The sequence below is a fragment of the Pseudomonas akapageensis genome, from assembly GCF_011355085.1.
Classification (GTDB): Bacteria; Pseudomonadota; Gammaproteobacteria; order Pseudomonadales; family Pseudomonadaceae; genus Aquipseudomonas; species Aquipseudomonas akapageensis.
The window spans coordinates 214,167-233,508 of record NZ_VXCP01000010.1 but is presented as its reverse complement, the minus strand read 5'-3'; the positions used below and the strand labels follow the sequence as shown (position 1 = coordinate 233,508).

Below are 19,342 nucleotides of genomic sequence, written 5' to 3'. Positions count from 1 at the left end.
TCAATCGGGGCGTTTTTTTTATGCGTATTGGCCACGGCTACGATGTGCACCGTTTCGGTGAAGGCGAATTCATAACCTTGGGAGGCGTGCGTATCGCACACAAGTTCGGGCTGCTCGCGCATTCCGATGGCGACGTATTGCTGCACGCCCTGAGCGATGCCTTGCTTGGCGCCGCCGCGCTGGGCGACATCGGCAAGCACTTCCCGGACACGGACCCGCAATTCAAGGGCGCCGACAGCCGCGTGTTGCTTCGTCACGTCGTCGCCATCGTCCAGGCCAAGGGCTGGAAGGTCGGTAACGTCGACGCCACCATCGTCGCCCAGGCGCCGAAAATGGCCCCGCACATCGACACCATGCGGGCACTGATTGCCGCTGACCTGCAGGTCGAACTCGACCAGGTCAACGTCAAGGCCACGACCACCGAGAAACTCGGTTTCACCGGCCGTGAAGAGGGCATTGCCGTCCACGCCGTTGCCTTGTTGTTGCCAGCATGACGGAACTCGAACTGCTCGGCCCGCGGGCTTCGGGCGAGGCACTGGGCAGCGCCGTCCTCAAGGCGACGGCTGAAGATTTCCAGGTCGATGAAGTCCTGGATATCCCCTTGTCCGGCGTTGGCGAGCACCTCTGGCTTTGGGTGGAAAAGCGCGGCCTCAATACCGAAGAGGCGGCGCGCCGGTTGGCCAAGGCCGCGGGCGTGCCTCTGCGCACCGTCAGCTATGCCGGTCTCAAGGACCGCCAGGCCCTGACCCGGCAGTGGTTCAGCCTGCACCTTCCGGGCAAGGCCGACCCGGACCTGGGCGCGGCCGAAAACGATACCTTGCGCATTCTCAAAATCGCCCGGCACTCACGCAAGTTGCAACGCGGTGCCCACTCGGCCAACGGCTTTACCTTGCGCCTGACCCAGCTCAGCGCAGACAAGGAAGCGCTGCAGGCTCGGCTGGAGCAGCTCAAGCAGCAGGGCGTGCCGAACTATTTCGGCACCCAGCGCTTCGGGCACGAGGGTGGCAACCTGTTCGATGCGCGCCAATGGGCCGAACGCCAGGCCCTGCCCGAGCAACGCAACGTGCGCTCGCGGCTGCTGTCCACGGCGCGCAGTTATCTGTTCAACCAGGTGCTCGCCGCCCGCGTTGCCGACGGCACCTGGAACAAGGCGCTGGTCGGCGACTTGCTGGCATTCACCGATAGCCGCAGTTTTTTTCCAGCGGGTGTCGCTGAATGCAGCGACCCGCGCCTGGCCATCCTCGACCTGCACCCGACAGGGCCGCAGTGGGGGGAAGGGGATTCACCGGCAACTGGCGTGGTCCATGATCTCGAACAAGGCATCGGCGCTCGCGAGCATGCCTTGTGTACCTGGTTGGCTCGGGCGGGAATGTCACACGAACGTCGCATTCTGCGACTGCCCATTGGCGGTCTGACATGGCATTATCCCGAGCCTGATATTCTGCAACTTGAATTCGTTCTTCCGGCCGGATGCTTCGCTACCGTCGTGGTGCGCGAACTCGTTGATCTGGTGTCGGCAGGGCAGACGGACAGCTCATGCGCATTCTGATTTCAAACGATGATGGAGTAACCGCACCCGGTCTTGCGGCGTTGCATGCTGCGCTGGCCGACTATGCCGAGTGCGTGGTGATAGCCCCTGACCAGGACAAAAGCGGTGCGAGCAGTTCGCTCACACTCGACCGCCCGCTGCACCCGCAGACCCTGGCCAATGGTTTCATCAGCCTGAACGGGACGCCGACCGATTGCGTTCACCTGGGACTCAACGGCCTGTTGCCCGTTGAGCCGGACATGGTGGTCTCGGGCATCAACCTGGGGGCCAACCTCGGCGATGACGTGCTCTATTCCGGTACGGTCGCGGCAGCGCTGGAGGGCCGTTTCCTGGGCAATACCTCCTTTGCCTTCTCGCTGCTCTCGCGACTGCCGGACAACCTGCCGACCGCCGCCTATTTCGCGCGCAAGCTCGTCGAGGCTCACGCCACGCTCGAGTTGCCGCCACGTACCGTGCTCAACGTCAACATTCCCAACCTTCCCCTCGACCATATCCGCGGCGTGCAACTGACCCGCCTCGGCCACCGCGCACGTGCCGCGGCGCCGACCAAAGTGGTCAATCCACGGGGCAAGGAAGGCTACTGGATCGCCGTGGCCGGGGACGCCGAAGACGGCGGCCCGGGTACCGACTTTCATGCGGTCATGCAGGGCTTCGTTTCGATTACGCCGTTACAGCTGGACCGGACCTTCAATGATGCCTTCGAGCGCATGGAAGGCTGGCTGGAAGGATTTCGTTGATGCGTGAACAAGATGACATGAGCCGTCGCGGCATCGGCATGACCTCGCAGCGCACCCGCGAGCGCCTGATCCAGCGCCTGTGCGATGAAGGGGTGTCGAACGCCCGCGTGCTGGATGTGATCCGGCGCACGCCGCGTCACCTGTTTGTCGACGAGGCGCTGGCGCACCGTGCCTATGAAGACACCGCCTTGCCGATCGGCCACAACCAGACCATCTCCCAGCCCTACATGGTCGCGCACATGAGTGAGCTGCTGCTGGAGGCAGGTCCCCTGGACAAGGTCCTGGAAATCGGTACCGGTTCGGGCTATCAGACGGCCGTGCTGGCGCAACTGGTCGAACGGGTGTTTTCGGTGGAGCGGATCAAGGTCCTGCAGGACCGGGCCAAGGAGCGCCTGGTCGAGCTCAACCTGCGCAACGTGGTGTTTCGCTGGGGCGATGGCTGCGAAGGCTGGCCAGCGCTGGCACCTTACAACGCGATCATCGTCACGGCGGTCGCCAGTGAGGTCCCACAGGCGTTGCTTGACCAATTGGCGCCTGGTGGAAGGATGGTCATTCCGGTAGGCAATGCGGGCGACGTCCAGCACTTGATGCTGATTGTGCGTGAAGAGCATGGTTTCTCCCGACGCGTGCTCGACGCGGTGCGTTTCGTCCCTTTGCTCAACGGTCCGTTGGCCTGAAACAAGCTTTTCCGGCATAAGTGAATTTCGCACGAACTTTCTGGTCTATGTGCGGAGTTCGAATAATCCTGAAAATGTATGTTGGTTCATACTTTGTTTCCGGACTGTCCGTAATAGGGTTGTGTTTGGTTATAATTGCGCACTATTACATTTTTATATTGGTCACCTTTAAAGGGAGCGGCGGGTGAGTCTCACAGTCATTCGGCAGCGCACAGGTCTATCGAGCTTAAAGCTACTGGTGATTGGTTTTGCCTTCGGTACCGTATTGACCGGTTGCTCCTCTACCTCCACAACGAGTGGCGCCGGGGTTGTGGACCGCAACAAGACGGTTGCACAACGTCCAGTCGTGACCACGGGGCAATATGTGGTCCAGCGCGGCGACACCCTGTTTTCGATCGCCTTTCGCTATGGCTGGGATTACAAGGCCCTGGCCGCCCGCAACAATATCCAGCCGCCCTACACCATTCGCCCGGGGCAGGCGATTCGCTTCGACGGTCGCTCCAGCGGCTCCAGCGCCCCCGCCACGGCGGTCACCACGACTTCCAACCAAGGGCCTTCGTCGTCCAGTAAAACCACGGTCATTCGACGCCCCATCAATGGCGCACCGGTGGTTGCGACGGCACCCCAGACGGCACCTCAGCCGGCGGCTCAGGCACCTTCGAACAGTGCCCCCGAGGCCACGCCCGTGCCCGCGGGCGAGCGTACATCCGGTAACTGGGCCTGGCCGGCCAACGGTGTATTGATTGGTAAATTTGCTTCAAACGGGAGTTTGAATAAAGGCGTTGATATCGCCGGGGATTTGGGACAGCCTGTTTTTGCTGCGTCTGATGGTTCGGTGGTGTACGCCGGGAGTGGCTTGCGGGGCTACGGCGAATTGGTAATCATCAAGCACAGTGACACCTACGTGAGCGCCTACGGTCATAACCGCAGGCTATTGGTACGGGAAGGGCAGCAGGTCAAGGTAGGGCAGACTATTGCCGAAATGGGTTCCACGGGCACTGACCGGGTGAAGCTGCATTTTGAGATTCGCCGTCAGGGCAAGCCTGTAGATCCGTTGCAATTTCTGCCACGTCGTTGATTGCACCCCGCCTGTTCCTGCACGTAGTGGGGACAGGCTTGAACGCTGCCAAGGAGATCAGGCGTCGTTCGGGCTTGAGGTCGAACTCAGCAAAGGACTATAACAATGGCTCTCAGTAAAGAAGCGCCGGAGTTTGACATCGACGATGAGGTACTCCTGATGGAGGCCGAATTCGTTATGGAAACGATGTCGAGCGAAGAAGAAAAACCTGCTGTATCTTCGGTTCGCACCAAGGCCAAACACTCCACTTCGCTTAAACAGCACAAGTACATCGATTACACCCGGGCGCTCGACGCTACCCAGTTGTATCTCAACGAAATCGGTTTTTCGCCTCTGCTCTCTCCGGAAGAAGAAGTCCATTTTGCGCGCTTGTCGCAAAAGGGGGATCCGGCTGGACGTAAGCGCATGATCGAAAGCAACTTGCGCCTGGTGGTGAAAATCGCCCGACGCTATGTCAACCGTGGCCTGTCGCTGCTGGACCTGATCGAAGAGGGCAACCTGGGGCTGATCAGGGCCGTCGAGAAGTTCGACCCTGAACGGGGTTTCCGCTTCTCCACCTACGCCACCTGGTGGATTCGTCAGACCATCGAACGCGCGATCATGAATCAGACCCGGACCATCCGGTTGCCGATTCACGTGGTCAAGGAGTTGAACGTCTACCTTCGCGCTGCACGCGAACTGACCCAGAAACTCGATCACGAGCCTTCTCCGGAAGAAATCGCCAGCTTGCTGGAAAAGCCGGTCGGCGAGGTCAAGCGCATGCTCGGCCTGAACGAGCGGGTATCTTCTGTCGATGTGTCGCTTGGCCCGGATTCCGACAAGACCTTGCTCGATACCTTGACCGATGATCGTCCTACAGACCCCTGTGAGCTGTTACAGGACGACGATCTGTCACAGAGCATCGATCAGTGGCTCAGTGAGCTTACTGACAAGCAGCGTGAAGTCGTGGTACGGCGCTTCGGCTTGCGCGGGCATGAAAGCAGTACGCTGGAGGACGTAGGTCTGGAGATCGGCCTGACCCGTGAGCGGGTGCGGCAGATCCAGGTCGAAGGCCTCAAGCGCTTGCGTGAAATCCTCGAGAAGAATGGTCTGTCCAGCGAGTCGCTGTTCCAATAGCTGAGCTTTACCTGGTACATACGTTGTTCTTGAAGCGCCCCGATCGATTCGGGGCGTTTTCATTTGGGCGCGTAAAACGCTGCGCATTAGCGTTTTTTGTAGGACATCGCTTACGCGCGACGTAAGCAATCATGCCAAGGCGTACTGGAAGGCCCCTTTGCTTGGCTTGGTTGTTTTCTATCTGTTTGAAAATAAAGGGTTTTTCTATTGTGTCGGGTGTGGGCGGGACTTTTCTTGAAAGATTTTCCCGGTTGCTCCAAATGCTGAAAACTCTAATATCCGTACTGTGTCTACGGACAGACACAGGCTTTCAAGGATGACGGCCAAGGACATCGCAGGACGCGATTCATCAGGATGATGAAAGGGAAAACAGGGACTACGGAAAAAATGTGGGCGGGTCAAACCGCCCCTTTTTTTGCCTTGAGATTTTTGCGACCGCTCCCGCGGTCGATCGCTGGCAAGCCAGCTCCCACAGGGTTCTCCGCTGCACCTGTGGGAGCTGGCTTGCCAGCGATGAGGCCGTACCTGACACACAGGCAAAAAAAAAAGGCCCACAAGGGGCCTTTTGACAAGTCCGGCTGGTGCTTAGCGCTCCAGATCCTTGATCTTGCCTTTGACGCCGTCAAACTCTTCGGCATCGGGCAGTGCTTCTTTCTTCTCAGTGATGTTGGGCCAGATTTCGGCCAGCTCCACATTCAACTGAATGAATTCTTGCATGTCTTCAGGGACTTCATCTTCCGAGAAGATGGCTTGCGCAGGGCATTCAGGCTCGCACAGTGCGCAATCGATGCACTCATCCGGGTGAATCACCAGGAAGTTCGGGCCTTCGTAGAAGCAGTCCACCGGACAGACTTCTACGCAGTCGGTGTACTTGCACTTGATGCAGTTGTCGGTGACGACGAAGGTCATTTCTAATTCTCTCCTCAGGCGGCGGCAGCGGAGCCCTTCCAGTCAGGGCCGCTAGGTTCGGGCCAGGCAGCCGGCGGACCAGGCTAAGAGTCCGCGGCATTCCCAAACCGCGCGGGATTCTATCAGCTTGAGCGCGAGTGCGTTAGATCCGTGTCTTAAGTGTATAGAGCAATTCGAGCGCCTGACGCGGGGTCAGACCATCGACATCGGTCCTGGAGAGCTCCTCGAGCACTGGGTGCGGCAGGCTGGCGAAGAGGTCGCTCTGGTGCGGGACTGATTCCTTGCCCCGCGTAGGACTCGGCACTTCATGCGGTAGGCTCGATGTCTCGAGACGGCTCAGGTGCTCACGCGCACGTTGAATCACCACCCCGGGCACACCGGCCAGTTGCGCCACGGCAAGGCCATAACTCTGGCTCGCAGGCCCCGGCAGCACGTGGTGCAGGAACACGATTCGTTCATTGTGCTCGGTGGCGTTGAGGTGCACGTTGGCGACCAGTGGTTCGCTTTCCGGCAGCACTGTCAGCTCGAAATAATGGGTGGCGAACAGGGTATAGGCACGCAATTGAGCCAGGCGCTCAGCGGCGGCCCATGCCAGTGACAGGCCATCGAAGGTACTGGTGCCGCGACCGACTTCGTCCATCAGCACCAGGCTGCGTTCGGTGGCGTTGTGCAGGATGTTGGCGGTTTCGCTCATTTCCACCATGAAGGTGGAGCGGCCACCGGCCAGGTCATCGCTGGAACCGATACGGGTGAAGATCCGGTCTACCAATGACAGTTCGCAACTGGCCGCCGGGACGAAGCTGCCGATATGGGCCATCAGCACAATCAGTGCCGTCTGGCGCATATAGGTGGATTTACCGCCCATGTTCGGGCCGGTAATCACCAGCATGCGTGTGTTGTCGTCCAGGCTCAGGTCGTTGGCCACGAATGGCGTGGTCAACACCTGCTCGACCACCGGGTGACGACCCTGGTTGATACGCATGCACGGCTCTTCGACGAAGGTCGGGCAGTTCAGGTCCAGGGTCAGGGCGCGTTCGGCCAGGTTGCTCAAGACATCGAGTTCGGCAAGGGCTGCCGCGGTGTCCTGCAAGGGCGGCAGGTGCCCGATCAGGTTCTCCAGCAGCGCTTCATACAGCATTTTCTCGCGGGCCAGCGCCCGGCTCTTGGCCGACAATGCCTTGTCTTCGAAGGCCTTGAGCTCCGGCGTGATGAAACGTTCGGCACCCTTGAGGGTTTGCCGGCGAATATAGTCGGCCGGTGCCTGCTCGGCCTGCTTGCTCGGCAGCTCGATGAAATAGCCGTGGATGCGGTTGTAGCCGACTTTCAGGTTGGCCAGGCCCGTACGGGCCTTTTCCCGGACTTCCAGGTCGATCAGGAACTGGCCGGCGTTCTCGCTGAGCGATTGCAGGTCGTCGAGTTCGCTGTCGTAGCCGGTTTTCAGCACGCCTCCGTCACGGATGACTGCGGGCGGGTTGTCGATGATCGCTTTTTGCAGCAGATCGGCCAGTTCCGGATAGGTACCGGCAATCACCGCCAGGCGCGCCAGGTGCGGGGCCTCGAGCTCGGCCATGGCGTTCTGCAGCTCCGGCAAGGCGCCGAGGGCGTCGCGCAGGCGCGCCAGGTCGCGAGGGCGGGCATTGCGCAGGCCGATCCGGGCGAGAATCCGCTCGATGTCACCGATTTCCTTGAGCTGCGGTTGCAGCTTCTCGAAGCGGTAGGCTTCGAGCAGGCATTTGATCGAGCTTTGCCGTGCCTGCAAAACTTTCAGGTCACGCAATGGGCGATTCAGCCAGCGGGTCAGCAAGCGGCTGCCCATGGCGGTCTGGCAGCGGTCTATCACCGATTGCAGAGTATTGTCGCGCCCACCAGCCAGGTTGGTGTCCAGTTCCAGGTTGCGCCGGCTGGCGCCGTCCAGCACTACGGTGTCGTCCAGGCGTTCGTGCTTGAGACTGCGCAGGTGTGGCAGGGCGGTGCGCTGGGTTTCCTTGGCGTAGCCGAGCAGGCAACCGGCGGCGCCGATGGCCAGGGTCAGCTTTTCGCAACCGAAGCCTTTCAGGTCCTGGGTGGCGAACTGTTGGCACAGGCTCTTGTGCGCCGAATCACGCTCGAAATCCCAGGGCGCGCGGCGGCGCGAGCCACGGCGTTTTTCCGCAGGCAACCCCTGGGGCCAGTCATCGGGAATCAACAGCTCGACCGGGTTGATCCGTTCCAGCTCCGCCAACAGGTTTTCCCAGCCCTTGAGCTCAAGCACCGTGAAGTTGCCGCTGGTGATGTCCAGCACCGCCAGACCGAACAGACGCTCGTCGCCGAGCACGGCAGCAATCAGATTGTCGCGGCGCTCATCGAGCAGGGCTTCATCGCTGACGGTGCCGGGGGTGATGATGCGCACCACCTGGCGTTCGACCGGGCCCTTGCTGGTGGCAGGGTCGCCGACCTGTTCGCAAATCACCACCGACTCGCCCAGCTTCACCAGTTTGGCCAGATAACCTTCGGCCGCGTGGTAGGGGATACCGCACATGGGAATCGACTGCCCGGCCGACTGCCCACGGGCGGTCAGGGTGATGTCGAGAAGTTTCGCGGCTTTCTTCGCATCTTCATAGAAGATCTCGTAGAAATCGCCCATGCGGTAGAACATCAGCTGGTCTGGGTGCTGGTTTTTCAGCTTCCAGTACTGCTGCATCATCGGGGTGTGATTTTGGAAATCTGAAATTGCTTTGTTCATCAGGGAGATAGCGCGTTCTGTATGAATGGCTGAGGCAAATTTGGGGGCGTTCAGTCTTGGGCCGAGCGTAGGCAGTCATTTTCAAAGGCGGGAGGTTAGCACAAGGGAAGGGGCTAACGCGGATCTGAAGGACGGTTTGTCGAAGCCTGGTAGTCTGCGTTTAGTCTATTTCAGCGCGTGTGACGAAGAGAGAGTGCTCGCCTCACCAACAATCGGATAATGCTCATGGCGGCATTGAGCTCTTCTTCGTTTCGTATTGACACCACGCATTGCTCCTTGTCGATGCCCGCAGCGCCTGTCTGGATTTAGTAGTAACGGCGCTGAGCATTGTTTAGCCAATGCAAGGGGAGGGGCAATCAGTAAAATGTAACTCCCCTGGCTTGAATTAACCCTGACATTTTCTCGTTCTCACGCGTGTGAACGAGAGAACGATAAAGGCGTGGTACTGGGGCTTATCCAGAATATTGAAATGGCGCGAGCGTTGGTGGATGGGGCAACCGGGTCGTATCGATAGATCGCATCGCCTGCATCGCTGGCAAGCCAGCTCCCACAGGGTTTGATGTCGTTCACAAAATGGTGATTTTTCTCGTTCCCACGCTCTGCGTGGGAATGCAGTGCACGACGCTGAGCGTCTTCGGAGGCATTCCCACGCAGAGCGTGGGAACGAGAGGACGAGGGAGATTACCTGACATCCGGCCAAAATCGCTCGCCACCACCGGGCGCTTCGGTCCAGGCCTGCAACGAGCGGGTCGGCAGGTCGAAATAATCGCGGGTACGGGCATAGCCATGTCCGCCCATGCGGCCAATGGCATCCAGCCCGAGCTGGTCGATGTACAAGGTCTTCGGGTCGATCAGTTCATCGCGCACGTGGGCCATGACCACCTCGCCCAGGATGATTTCCCGGGACTGTCCGATCGACAGCGCCATCATCCGCCGACATTCCAGGGCAACCGGTGCTTCGCCGATGCGTGGGCATTTGACCCGGGTGCCGGGAATGGCCGTGAGCCCTGCGGCGGTCAGTTCATCGAACCCCGGGGCGAAGGGTACGGCGCAGACGTTCATGGCTTCCACCAGGGCATCGGACACGATGTTGACGGTGAATTCCTGGTTGAGCTGGATGTTGCGCGTGGTGTCCTTGGGGCTTTGATCGCTGTAGTTCTCCACGCCCAGGGCGAGGATGGGCGGATCAGCCGACAGCGCGTTGAAGAAGCTGAAGGGGGCGGCATTGACCCGGCCCTCGGCATCGACCGTGGTCACCAGGGCAATGGGGCGTGGGACCACGCTGCCAATCAGTATCTTGTATTTCTCGCGTGCGCTCAGTTGACTGAAGTCGAAGCTTTGCATGGCATGCTCTCTAAGTCTGTGTACTCTAAGTCCGTGGCTCGCTCAACGCACTCAAGGGCAGGGTGGCGCTGTAGTCGTCGGCGAACGGGATGGCCGGTTTGAACAGACGGCGCCAGTCGGGGCGGCCGAAGGCGCGATCGGCATGGCTGCGCATCAGGGTGTGAAATTGCTGCTGGGCCTGGCGTTGCAGGCTGGGGTAGTCGATGCCGAGCACCTGGCCGTCCTGCATGACGCAGCGACCATCGATATAACTGGCCACGCAGTCGTCACCCCGTCCTGCCAGGATAAGGTTTTTCAACGGGTCGAACAGCGGGCCCAGGTGCAGGCCGTCGAGGCTGAACACCGTGATATCCGCCTTGGCCCCGGGCGCCAGGCGACCGATGTCGTCGCGGCCCAGGGCCTTGGCGCCGCCGAGTGTGGCGGCGTTGTACATATCCAGGGCAGTGCAGTGCTCGGCGTTGCCATCCTTGATCCGGGCGATGTTCAGGCCCTGGCGCATGTTGTCGAACAAGTCCGCCGGCCAGGTATCGGTACCCAAGGCGATGTTGATGCCCTTGCTGCGATAGCGACCAAAGGAATCCAGTGCTTCGCCGTCTCGGGCGAACACCACCGGGCAATGCACCAGGCTGGCGCCGCCATCGACCAGGCGTTGCAGGTCATCCTCGCCGCTCGTATAGATGCCATGGGGCAGCACGCTGCGGGGGCCGAGCAGGCCGAGTCGATCCAGCCAGCCAAGTGACGAATGCCCACGCAGTGCCTGCACCAGCGCCAGTTCACTCACGGACTGGCAGCAATGCAGGCGCATCGGCGCATCCAGTTCGCGGCTGAGGGCGGCGGTGCGCTGCAGCAGCGCCGGGGTGCAGGTCTGGATGCGATCCGGCAACAAGGCGCCACGGATCAGATCGCCGTGGGCACCATTGAAATCGGCAAAAAAACGCTCGGCGGCTGCCAGCCCGGCCAGGCCACGCGCTTCGTCCCAATGCTGGGCCAGGCTGCCATCGGCGCGCCAGTAACTCATGCCGCTCATGTAGCAGGGGCCAAGATAGGTACGCAGACCCAGTTCGGCGGCAACATCGGCCACCGCGGCGAACTCGTCGTAGGTCTCGGCCCATTCGCGGTAGTACATGGAGGTGATCGGCATGGCCGTGGTGATGCCGTTGCGGATCAATTGGGTGAAGGCATAACGGTACTTGAAGACTTCATCGATGGCGCTGTAGCTCTCGCGAGGGCCGGCCGCCAGATATTCCTCCGACCACATGCGTCCCATGTCACGTTCATCGCCGTTGTCCAGGGTCAGCACCGTGGAGTCGAGGTCGCCCAGGGCATCCAGGTCGATGAAGCCGGGTCCGATCAAGGCATTGCCATGGTCGATCCACTGATCCACCGGGCCTTCGAAACCACGCCCGACAAACAGGATTCGAGCGCCCTCGAAGACCACTTCGCCGTCACGCCACAACACATGCTGGTTCCCGTCGAAGCCGACCACGCAGCTGGCCTTGAGACCGATTCGCCGAGCCCTGTTCACAAGCGGCTTTCCAGCAGGCGGCCATGCTCGGCGATCAGTTTGCCAGCGCGATAAACCTGGCGCTGCGGCCGCGCGACCACGGCTTCACCCAGGGTCTGGACGGGAAGCAGGAGAAAGTCGGCAGGTTGTCCGACGGCCAGGCCGTAGTCGTCCAGGCCCAGGGCGCGGGCACCGTTCACGGTGGCTGCATCGAAGGCCGCGGCCAGTTGCTCATCCTTGTTCAGGTCGAAGCGAAAGGCCAGGAGCATGGCGCGTTCGAGCATGTCGCCGTTGCCCATCGGCGACCAGGCATCGCGAATGCCGTCCGAGCCCAGGCACAGGTTGACCCCGGCCTGTTGCAAGGCGAGGAAGGGCGGGATCGGGCAATCGGCCGGCGCCGAACTCATCAAGGAGATTCCCAGGGCGGCCAGGCGTTCGGCCAGTGGCAGGACCCGTGCCCAGGGCTCCATGCCCAGGCAATAGGCGTGGCTGATCATGACCCGGCCCTGACGCTGGAAGCGTTCGGTGTAGTCGGCGATCAGGGCGATCTGCCAGAGCCCGAGTTCGCCTTTATCGTGCAGGTGGATGTCGATGCCCCGATTGTGTTCCCGCGCCAGGTCGAAGACAAAGTCGAGCTGGGCGATGGGGTCGTTGTCGATGCCGCAGGGGTCCAGGCCGCCGACGTTTTCCACGCCCAGGCCCATGGCCTCGCGCATCAGCTCGGCAGTGCCGGGACGACTGATCAGGCCGGTCTGCGGGAAAACCACCAACTGCAAATCGATCAGATCGCGGTAGCGTTCGCGCAACTGCAGCATGGCCTCGACATGACGCAGGCCGAACTCCGGGTCGATATCCACGTGACAGCGCATGCGCAGCGAACCGCGTGCGATGCAGTTTTCCAGCAAGGCACCGGCCCTTTGGGCAATAGGGGTGTCGATTTCGCGCAGTACCTGGCGCTCATTGGCAATGTAGTCCTTGAGTGTCGGCCCGGCGCTGTTGCTTCGCCACGGCTGGCCCCACAGGGTCTTGTCCAGGTGAACGTGGCTCTCTACCAGCGCCGGTGTCAGCACCTGGTTGCGGCCATCGATGTCGCCTGCCGCGAGGGGGGAAGCGATGGCCGGCCGGCGCTCGGCAATTCGACCGGCTTCGATGCGTATGTCCTCGGCTGCGCCGCCATAAGGGCGAACGTTGCGCAGCCAGCATGAATCATTCATGGCAATCCTCTACAAACAGGGAAGCGGCCGTCAGCGACGGCCGGGTTTCGAATCAGCCCTTGAGCTTGGACCAGATGCGGTCCTGCAGTTCGCGCGCCTTGTTGCTGCATTCCTTTTCCGGACGCAGGCGCGAGGCGAACTCTTCGGGCATGTTGATGGCGTCCATGACCTTCCACTTGGGGTCGAGCAGCTTGTCGCTTTCGATGCCGTTGGCGTAGGCGATGGCGTTGGAGACGGCGGCGGCGTTTTCCGGCTTCATCATCCAGTCGATGAACACTTTCGCGTTGTCCGGGTGCGGCGCGCTTTTCGGCACGGCGAAGTTGTCCTGGAACATGGCCAGCCCTTCACGCGGGTAGACGTACTTGATGGTGCTCTTCTGCAGGGTCGCGCGGGCGGTCGAGCCGTTCCAGTTCTGCATCATGATCACTTCGCCGGAGGCCATGCGGTCCACGGTGTTGTCGGAGCTGTACATCTTCAGGTGGGGTTTCTGTTTCTGCAGCAATTCGAGGATGCGCTTGGCGTCCTGCGGGTTTTCACTGCACTCGTCCACGCCCAGATAGTGGCTGGCGGCATTGATCACGCTGCTGGAAGTGTCCAGGGCGGCGAGTTGACCGCTGACTTCGGGGCGAGGCTCGAAGAACTCTTTCCAGGAGTCGTCCAGCTTGCCGCCGGGTACGCGGGCGCTGTCATAGGAAAAGCCCGTCGAACCCCAGAGGTAGGGCGCAGAGAACTTGCGGCCCGGGTCGAAGGATGGATCGCGGAAGGCCGCTTTGACGTTCTTGAAGTTGGCGAGCGTCGGTGCATCGATTTCCAGCAACAGGTTCTGCTCGATCAGGGTGCGCATGATCGACTGGGACGGCACGATCACGTCATAGGCCGCACCGCCGGCCTGCAGCTTGGCCAGCAGGGTCTCGTTGCTGTCGTAGCCGTCCATGGTGACCTTGATCCCGGTCTCCTTTTCGAACTTGGCGAGCAACTCGACCGGGTAATAGTCGGTCCAGTTGTAGAAGAACAGCTCCTTGGGCTCCTGCGCCTGGGCGCAGAGGGAAGTCAGACAACTCAGGGTGAAGCCGGCGATACCGTAACGCAGGGCTTTCAACATCATGGTCTTGCACTCCACAGCAATTGAAGGGTGAGGGTTTCAGGTTTCAACGGGTCTGCGCCTTGCCGCGCTGTCCCAGCCAGAAGGACAGCACGACCAGCACGATGGAAATCACCAGCATCAGGGTCGAGATGGCGTTGATTTCGGGAGTTACCCCGGACTTGATCGCCGAAAAAATGTAGACCGGCAGGGTGGTCGAGCCGGGCCCGGCGACGAAGAAGGTCATGATGAAATCATCCAGGCTGACCACGAAGGCCAGAACGGCGCCGGACAGTACTGCTGGCCACAACAGCGGCAAGGTCACCCGGCGAAAGCACTGCCAGGGGTTGGCATACAGGTCGTTGGCGGCTTCCAGCAGGCTCTTGTCCAGATCGTTGAGCCGTGCGCGGATCGGCAGGTAGGCGAAGGGAATGCAGAAGCCGATATGGGCAACGATCACCGTCAACAGGCCCAGCTTGATCCCCAGGGCCATGAACAGCAGCAGGGTGGCCACGGCCGTGACGATCTCCGGCAGGATCAACGGCAGGTTGATACCGCCCTCGACCATCTTCTGCCCATAGAACGGCCGGTAGGTGGCCAGCGCCGCGAGCAGGGCGATCAGGGTGGCGCACACCGTGGCGATGCCGGCGACGATGATCGAATTCAACGCCGCCGTCTGGATCGACGGGTTGGCCAGGATGCGCGCGTACCAGGCGAACGAGAACTCGGTCCAGACCGTGGCCGAGCGGTTGGCGTTGAAGCTGTAGGCGATCAGCACGAAGATCGGCAGGTACAGGTAGGCCAGGATCAGCAGGCTGGTTTCGCGGGTCAGGGGCAGTTTCTTCAGGTGCAGGGCAATCATGCGGCAGCTCCCCGGCGAATGGTTTTGGCCGTCTTGCGGCTATAAAGGGCGTACAGCACCAGGGCCAGCATCAGGATGCCGAGCAGCAGGAATGACAGCGAACTGCCCAGCGGCCAGTTGCGCGCCGTACCGAACTGCTGCTGGATCAGGTTGCCGATCATCAGCGTCTTGCCGCCACCGAGAATGGCGGGCGTGATGAAGGCTCCCAGGCTCGGGACGAAGACCAGCAAGGCCCCGGCGATCACACCCGGCATCGACAGCGGCAGGATCACCCGGCGCAAGGCTTTCCAGCGGTTGGCGCCCAGGTCGTAGGCGGCTTCCACCAGGCGCCAGTCCAGCTTTTCCAGGGTCGAGTAGATGGGCAGGATCATGAACGGCAGGAAGCTGTAGACCAGGCCCACGCTGACCGCGAAATCGTTGTACAGCAGCGTGATGCCACCGGCCTGGGGCAGCAGGGCGTTGATGCTCTGCGCGATCCAGCCCTGTTCGCGCAGGATGATCAGCCAGGCGTAGTTGCGGATCAGCAGGTTGGTCCAGAACGGAATGGTGATCAGCAACACCATCAGGCTGCGCTGGCGAGGCGCCAGGCCGGTCATCCACAGTGCCACCGGGAAGCCGAATACGAAGCACAGCAGGGTGGTGCCGCCGGCCTGGGCCACCGAGCGCAGCAGCGCCTGGGCATAGACCCAGTTGAGCTCCAGCTCGCCGTCGAAGCCTTCCTGGAAGAACAGTTTCACGTAGCTTTGCAGCTGCCAGTCGGCCTGCCAGTCGACGCCGCCGTAGAGGTTGCGCGGCAGCAGGCTGATGTAGCCCATGATCCCCAGCGGAATCGCGATCAATGCCAACAACGTCAGCACGACCGGGCTCAACAGCAGCAGGCGGCTCATGGCCGGTGATTGAGTGCTCACGCTCATCTCAGGCCTCCATCAACAGGCAGGCATGGGGTGGCAGATGGACCGCAACCGACTCGCCGACCGTGCGGGCACCATTGAGGCCTTCATTGCTCTCGCGCAGCATGACCTTCGCGTTGTTGCTCAGCCGGCATTGATAGAGCGTCGCGGTACCGACATACAGCACCGCCTCGATCACCGCGCGCAGGTGATGGGGCTGCGAAGGGTCGACCAGCTTCGAGCGTTCGGGGCGGAAGGCAAGCTGTACCGGGGCGCTGCCGAACCGGGGGTGTGGATGGCAGGGGATGTCCACATTCAAGCCGGTAGGTCGGAACAGGCTCTGGTTGTCATGGCCACGCCTGAGGTCGCCGGGGAGGAGGTTGATATCGCCGATGAAGTGGGCGACAAACGGATGCTGTGGCCGTTCATAGATGTCGTTCGGGCCACCGATCTGCAGGATCTTGCCGCTGGACATCACCGCGATGCGGTCGGACAGGGTCAGTGCCTCTTCCTGGTCATGGGTCACGAAGATGAAGGTGATGCCAGCCTCTTGCTGCACGCGCTTGAGCTCGACCTGCATCTCCTTGCGCAGCTTGAGGTCCAGCGCCGACAATGGCTCGTCGAGCAACAGCACGTCCGGCCTGGGCGCCAGGGCGCGGGCCAGGGCAACGCGCTGCTGCTGGCCGCCGGACAATTCAGCCGGCTTGCGCCGGGCCAGGTGTTCCATCTGCACCAGCGCGAGCATCTCTTTGACCCGTGCCGGAATGGCTTTGCGCTCAAGCCCCTGCATCTCCAGGCCGAAGGCGATATTCTCGGCTACGGTCATGTGCGGAAACAGGGCATAGCTTTGGAATACGGTGTTGACTCGGCGCTTGAACGGAGGCAGATCGTTGACCCGTTGCCCGCCGATGCGGATTTCGCCGCTGGTGACATGTTCAAAACCGGCGATGGTGCGCAGCAAGGTGGTCTTGCCGCACCCCGAGGGGCCCAATAAGGTAAAGAATTCGTTGTGTGCGATGTTGACCGAGACCTCGTCCAGTGCCGGGGCCACGTCAGGGTCATCGGTGTAGCGCTTTGAAACGCACTGCACTTCAACTGAAGCTCTGTGTTCCATAATGGTGCATTCCTCTTTTTATTGTATGCATGTTTTGGATGCAATCTAGAAATACCCGGATTATTCTGGCTGTGCAACCTGCTTTTACGATGGCTGCTTTGCGCCACAGGCCCCGGTTGCACTGCAAGCAAGGAGTTCTGAATGACTGATAAAAAACTGGAAACCACAGTCGACCGCGTCTACCAAGGGGTCTACGAGGCGATCAGCAAGCGCACCCTGCGTCCGGGAATGAAACTGGGCGAGACCTCGCTGGCAGAACTTTTCAGTGTCAGCCGGACGTCGGTCCGCGCGGCGCTCAAGCAACTGGAAGCGGACGGGTTGGTGTCGACCGAACCGAACAAGGGGGCGTGGGTGTCATTGCCCAGCGACGAAGAGATCCGCTCGCTGTTCGAATCCAGGCGCCTGGTCGAGATCGGCATCGTCAGCGAGCTGTGCCGGCGCCGCGACTCGGCGGCCACCCGCGACTTGCGCGACCACCTGTTGCTCGAAGACGAAGCGGCGCGCAATGGCGACCACCAGCGCTTGATCCACCTGCTTGGCGAATTCCATATCAAGCTGGCCGAAACCCTGAACAACCCGATCCTGCTCGACTGGTTCCGCAAGCTGATCTCCCGGGCATCGCTGTATGCGGCCGCCTTCGATGACGGCCGCCACGATGCCTGCCGTGACAACGAGCACTTGCGTCTGATCGAGTACATCGAGGCGGGTAACCAGGGGGCTGCCATCGAGTTGACCTGCCTGCACCTCAATGGCATCGAGAAGGCAATTCTCGATGTGGCGGCGACGCTCAAGGCGGGGTATCACCCGCTCAAGCATTTGATCGAGGTTTGAGCGGCTGACGGCTGGCGACAGCGTTTTGCTCGTGTACGGTAAATTTGCCTCTGGAGCTTCTGCATGGACTCGATAACTCAGCTCGCCGCGACCCTTGGCGAGCGCCTGCGTACCCTCAATGCCCATGTCACCACCGCCGAGTCCTGCACCGGCGGCGGCATCGCCGAGGCGATCACGCGCATCCCCGGCAGTTCGGCCTGGTTCGAAGCCGGTTACGTCACCTATTCCAATGCTCAGAAGACCTTGCAGCTGCAGGTGCCGGGTGAACTGTTCGAGCAGGTCGGCGCGGTCAGCCGCGAGGTGGTCGAGGCCATGGTGCGTGGCGCACAGGTCAACGCCAGGGCACGCTTTGCCGTGGCCGTCAGTGGCGTCGCCGGGCCCGACGGTGGTTCGGTGGAAAAACCGGTGGGCACGGTATGGCTGGCTTTCGCTGCCGGCGAGCAGGTCACCAGTGTGCGCCGGTTCTTCCCCGGCGACCGCGATGAAGTCCGCCGACAAACGGTCAAGGCCGCGCTAGAGGGGCTGTTACACCTTGCAGCAGGAGAAATCGCGAATCGGGGGTAGGCGTGGGGCGAACCCTGTGGAATAATACTGGCTACTTATACAGGTGTTCAGGCCGTCAGGCCTTATTGATTACGTGAGGACTTCAATGGACGACAACAAGAAGCGTGCCTTGGCTGCGGCCCTGGGTCAGATCGAACGTCAATTCGGTAAAGGCGCGGTCATGCGCATGGGCGACCACGAGCGCCAGGCCATCCCTGCCATTTCCACCGGTTCGCTCGGGCTGGATATCGCGCTGGGCATCGGTGGCTTGCCAAAAGGTCGTATCGTCGAGATCTACGGCCCGGAATCCTCGGGTAAAACCACGCTGACCCTGTCCGTGATCGCCCAGGCCCAGAAGTCGGGTGCAACCTGCGCCTTCGTCGACGCCGAGCACGCACTTGATCCTGAATACGCCGGCAAACTGGGCGTGAACGTCGATGACCTGCTGGTTTCCCAGCCGGACACCGGTGAACAGGCGCTGGAAATCACCGACATGCTGGTGCGCTCCAATGCCGTGGATGTGATCATCGTCGACTCCGTTGCCGCACTCGTGCCGAAGGCCGAGATCGAAGGCGAAATGGGTGACATGCACGTAGGTCTGCAAGCCCGCCTGATGTCCCAGGCACTGCGTAAAATCACCGGTAACATCAAGAACGCCAACTGCCTGGTGATCTTCATCAACCAGATCCGCATGAAGATCGGCGTGATGTTCGGCAGCCCGGAAACCACCACCGGTGGTAACGCGCTGAAGTTCTACGCCTCGGTCCGTCTGGATATCCGTCGCACTGGCGCGGTGAAAGAGGGTGATGAGGTCGTGGGTAGCGAAACCCGCGTCAAGATCGTCAAGAACAAGGTGGCACCGCCATTCCGTCAGGCCGAGTTCCAGATCCTGTACGGCAAGGGCATCTACCTGAACGGTGAAATCATCGACCTGGGCGTTCAGCACGGCCTGCTGGAGAAATCCGGTGCCTGGTACAGCTACCAGGGCAGCAAGATCGGTCAGGGCAAGGCCAACTCCGCCAAGTTCCTGCAGGACAACCCGGAAATCGCCGCGACCCTCGAGAAGCAGATCCGCGACAAACTGCTGACTGGTGGCCCAGACGCCAACAAGGCAGCCGTAGTCGAAGTGGCTTCGGAAGACGACCTGGTCGACGCCGACGCCGACTTCTGA

General features: G+C 61.1%; 18 protein-coding genes. 9 read left to right on the top strand and 9 right to left on the bottom strand.

The features are described 5' to 3' along the window. Positions 1–20: 20 nt before the first annotated feature. The 6 genes from ispF (at position 21) to rpoS (ending at position 5,157) form a co-directional block, all read left to right on the top strand. Positions 21–494: a 2-C-methyl-D-erythritol 2,4-cyclodiphosphate synthase gene (gene ispF, locus F2S13_RS08185; RefSeq protein ID WP_166359965.1), complete on the top strand. Its 474-nt coding sequence runs from the start codon at positions 21–23 to the stop codon at positions 492–494. After that, entirely contained in the window at positions 491–1,549 is a 1,059-nt protein-coding gene (truD, locus tag F2S13_RS08180; RefSeq protein WP_166359964.1) for a tRNA pseudouridine(13) synthase TruD, read from the top strand. The genes ispF and truD overlap by 4 nt, the downstream gene beginning before the upstream one ends. Next, complete coding sequence (gene surE, locus F2S13_RS08175; RefSeq protein ID WP_166359963.1) at positions 1,537–2,286, top strand: 5'/3'-nucleotidase SurE; 750 nt, start codon at positions 1,537–1,539, stop codon at positions 2,284–2,286. Before truD ends, surE begins: the two co-directional genes overlap by 13 nt. Before the next feature lie 38 nt (positions 2,287–2,324). Then, the gene (locus F2S13_RS08170; protein WP_166360175.1) at positions 2,325–2,963 is read left to right on the top strand and encodes a protein-L-isoaspartate(D-aspartate) O-methyltransferase; all 639 of its coding nucleotides are present in this window, start codon (positions 2,325–2,327) and stop codon (positions 2,961–2,963) included. A gap of 184 nt (positions 2,964–3,147) precedes the next feature. Continuing rightward, the gene (locus F2S13_RS08165) at positions 3,148–4,041 is read left to right on the top strand and encodes a peptidoglycan DD-metalloendopeptidase family protein (RefSeq protein WP_166359962.1); all 894 of its coding nucleotides are present in this window, start codon (positions 3,148–3,150) and stop codon (positions 4,039–4,041) included. A 105-nt stretch (positions 4,042–4,146) separates the two neighbouring features. Next, positions 4,147–5,157 carry an RNA polymerase sigma factor RpoS gene (gene rpoS, locus F2S13_RS08160; protein WP_166359961.1) on the top strand — a complete coding sequence of 337 codons (1,011 nt, stop codon included), beginning with the start codon at positions 4,147–4,149 and terminating at the stop codon, positions 5,155–5,157. A gap of 585 nt (positions 5,158–5,742) precedes the next feature. Here the strand turns inward: rpoS and fdxA are convergent. The 9 genes from fdxA to F2S13_RS08115 form a co-directional block, all read right to left on the bottom strand. After that, the gene (gene fdxA / locus F2S13_RS08155; protein WP_163939625.1) at positions 5,743–6,066 is read right to left on the bottom strand and encodes a ferredoxin FdxA; all 324 of its coding nucleotides are present in this window, start codon (positions 6,064–6,066) and stop codon (positions 5,743–5,745) included. 142 nt (positions 6,067–6,208) lie between these two features. Next, positions 6,209–8,788, bottom strand: coding sequence for a DNA mismatch repair protein MutS (gene mutS, locus F2S13_RS08150; protein ID WP_166359960.1), 2,580 nt, complete (start codon positions 8,786–8,788; stop codon positions 6,209–6,211). A 681-nt stretch (positions 8,789–9,469) separates the two neighbouring features. Then, entirely contained in the window at positions 9,470–10,132 is a 663-nt protein-coding gene (locus F2S13_RS08145; protein ID WP_166359959.1) for a flavin reductase family protein, read from the bottom strand. Between the two features lie 25 nt (positions 10,133–10,157). Continuing rightward, the gene (locus tag F2S13_RS08140; RefSeq protein ID WP_166359958.1) at positions 10,158–11,657 is read right to left on the bottom strand and encodes a chlorohydrolase family protein; all 1,500 of its coding nucleotides are present in this window, start codon (positions 11,655–11,657) and stop codon (positions 10,158–10,160) included. Further along, positions 11,654–12,850, bottom strand: coding sequence for an amidohydrolase family protein (locus tag F2S13_RS08135; RefSeq protein ID WP_166359957.1), 1,197 nt, complete (start codon positions 12,848–12,850; stop codon positions 11,654–11,656). The genes F2S13_RS08140 and F2S13_RS08135 overlap by 4 nt, the downstream gene beginning before the upstream one ends. A gap of 52 nt (positions 12,851–12,902) precedes the next feature. Beyond that, on the bottom strand, positions 12,903–13,955 hold the full coding sequence (locus F2S13_RS08130; protein WP_166359956.1) for an extracellular solute-binding protein: 1,053 nt from the start codon (positions 13,953–13,955) through the stop codon (positions 12,903–12,905). A gap of 43 nt (positions 13,956–13,998) precedes the next feature. Continuing rightward, positions 13,999–14,793 carry an ABC transporter permease gene (locus tag F2S13_RS08125; RefSeq protein WP_166359955.1) on the bottom strand — a complete coding sequence of 265 codons (795 nt, stop codon included), beginning with the start codon at positions 14,791–14,793 and terminating at the stop codon, positions 13,999–14,001. Continuing rightward, the gene (locus tag F2S13_RS08120; RefSeq protein ID WP_166359954.1) at positions 14,790–15,707 is read right to left on the bottom strand and encodes an ABC transporter permease; all 918 of its coding nucleotides are present in this window, start codon (positions 15,705–15,707) and stop codon (positions 14,790–14,792) included. The genes F2S13_RS08125 and F2S13_RS08120 overlap by 4 nt, the downstream gene beginning before the upstream one ends. 1 nt (position 15,708) lies before the next feature. Continuing rightward, positions 15,709–16,797 carry an ABC transporter ATP-binding protein gene (locus tag F2S13_RS08115; protein WP_166359953.1) on the bottom strand — a complete coding sequence of 363 codons (1,089 nt, stop codon included), beginning with the start codon at positions 16,795–16,797 and terminating at the stop codon, positions 15,709–15,711. A gap of 141 nt (positions 16,798–16,938) precedes the next feature. Between F2S13_RS08115 and F2S13_RS08110 the strand changes: the two genes are divergently transcribed. The 3 genes from F2S13_RS08110 to recA all read left to right on the top strand — a co-directional run bounded on the left by F2S13_RS08110 (position 16,939) and on the right by recA (position 19,342). Beyond that, positions 16,939–17,628, top strand: a complete 690-nt coding sequence (locus F2S13_RS08110) for a GntR family transcriptional regulator (protein WP_166359952.1) — start codon at positions 16,939–16,941, stop codon at positions 17,626–17,628. A gap of 63 nt (positions 17,629–17,691) precedes the next feature. Then, a complete protein-coding gene (locus tag F2S13_RS08105; RefSeq protein WP_166359951.1) occupies positions 17,692–18,192 on the top strand; it encodes a CinA family protein in 501 nt (166 codons plus the stop codon). An 85-nt stretch (positions 18,193–18,277) separates the two neighbouring features. Beyond that, positions 18,278–19,342, top strand: coding sequence for a recombinase RecA (recA, locus tag F2S13_RS08100; RefSeq protein WP_166359950.1), 1,065 nt, complete (start codon positions 18,278–18,280; stop codon positions 19,340–19,342).

Bases quoted from the DNA above. Each gene is read 5' to 3' on its own strand.
- ispF (WP_166359965.1), top strand. From the start codon at position 21: ATGCGTATTGGCCACGGCTACGATGTGCACCGTTTCGGTGAAGGCGAA.
- truD (WP_166359964.1), top strand. From the start codon at position 491: ATGACGGAACTCGAACTGCTCGGCCCGCGGGCTTCGGGCGAGGCACTG.
- surE (WP_166359963.1), top strand. From the start codon at position 1,537: ATGCGCATTCTGATTTCAAACGATGATGGAGTAACCGCACCCGGTCTT.
- F2S13_RS08170 (WP_166360175.1), top strand. From the start codon at position 2,325: ATGACCTCGCAGCGCACCCGCGAGCGCCTGATCCAGCGCCTGTGCGAT.
- rpoS (WP_166359961.1), top strand. From the start codon at position 4,147: ATGGCTCTCAGTAAAGAAGCGCCGGAGTTTGACATCGACGATGAGGTA.
- fdxA (WP_163939625.1), bottom strand. From the start codon at position 6,066: ATGACCTTCGTCGTCACCGACAACTGCATCAAGTGCAAGTACACCGAC.
- mutS (WP_166359960.1), bottom strand. From the start codon at position 8,788: ATGAACAAAGCAATTTCAGATTTCCAAAATCACACCCCGATGATGCAG.
- F2S13_RS08145 (WP_166359959.1), bottom strand. From the start codon at position 10,132: ATGCAAAGCTTCGACTTCAGTCAACTGAGCGCACGCGAGAAATACAAG.
- F2S13_RS08135 (WP_166359957.1), bottom strand. From the start codon at position 12,850: ATGAATGATTCATGCTGGCTGCGCAACGTTCGCCCTTATGGCGGCGCA.
- F2S13_RS08130 (WP_166359956.1), bottom strand. From the start codon at position 13,955: ATGATGTTGAAAGCCCTGCGTTACGGTATCGCCGGCTTCACCCTGAGT.
- F2S13_RS08125 (WP_166359955.1), bottom strand. From the start codon at position 14,793: ATGATTGCCCTGCACCTGAAGAAACTGCCCCTGACCCGCGAAACCAGC.
- F2S13_RS08120 (WP_166359954.1), bottom strand. From the start codon at position 15,707: ATGAGCGTGAGCACTCAATCACCGGCCATGAGCCGCCTGCTGCTGTTG.
- F2S13_RS08115 (WP_166359953.1), bottom strand. From the start codon at position 16,797: ATGGAACACAGAGCTTCAGTTGAAGTGCAGTGCGTTTCAAAGCGCTAC.
- F2S13_RS08110 (WP_166359952.1), top strand. From the start codon at position 16,939: ATGACTGATAAAAAACTGGAAACCACAGTCGACCGCGTCTACCAAGGG.
- F2S13_RS08105 (WP_166359951.1), top strand. From the start codon at position 17,692: ATGGACTCGATAACTCAGCTCGCCGCGACCCTTGGCGAGCGCCTGCGT.
- recA (WP_166359950.1), top strand. From the start codon at position 18,278: ATGGACGACAACAAGAAGCGTGCCTTGGCTGCGGCCCTGGGTCAGATC.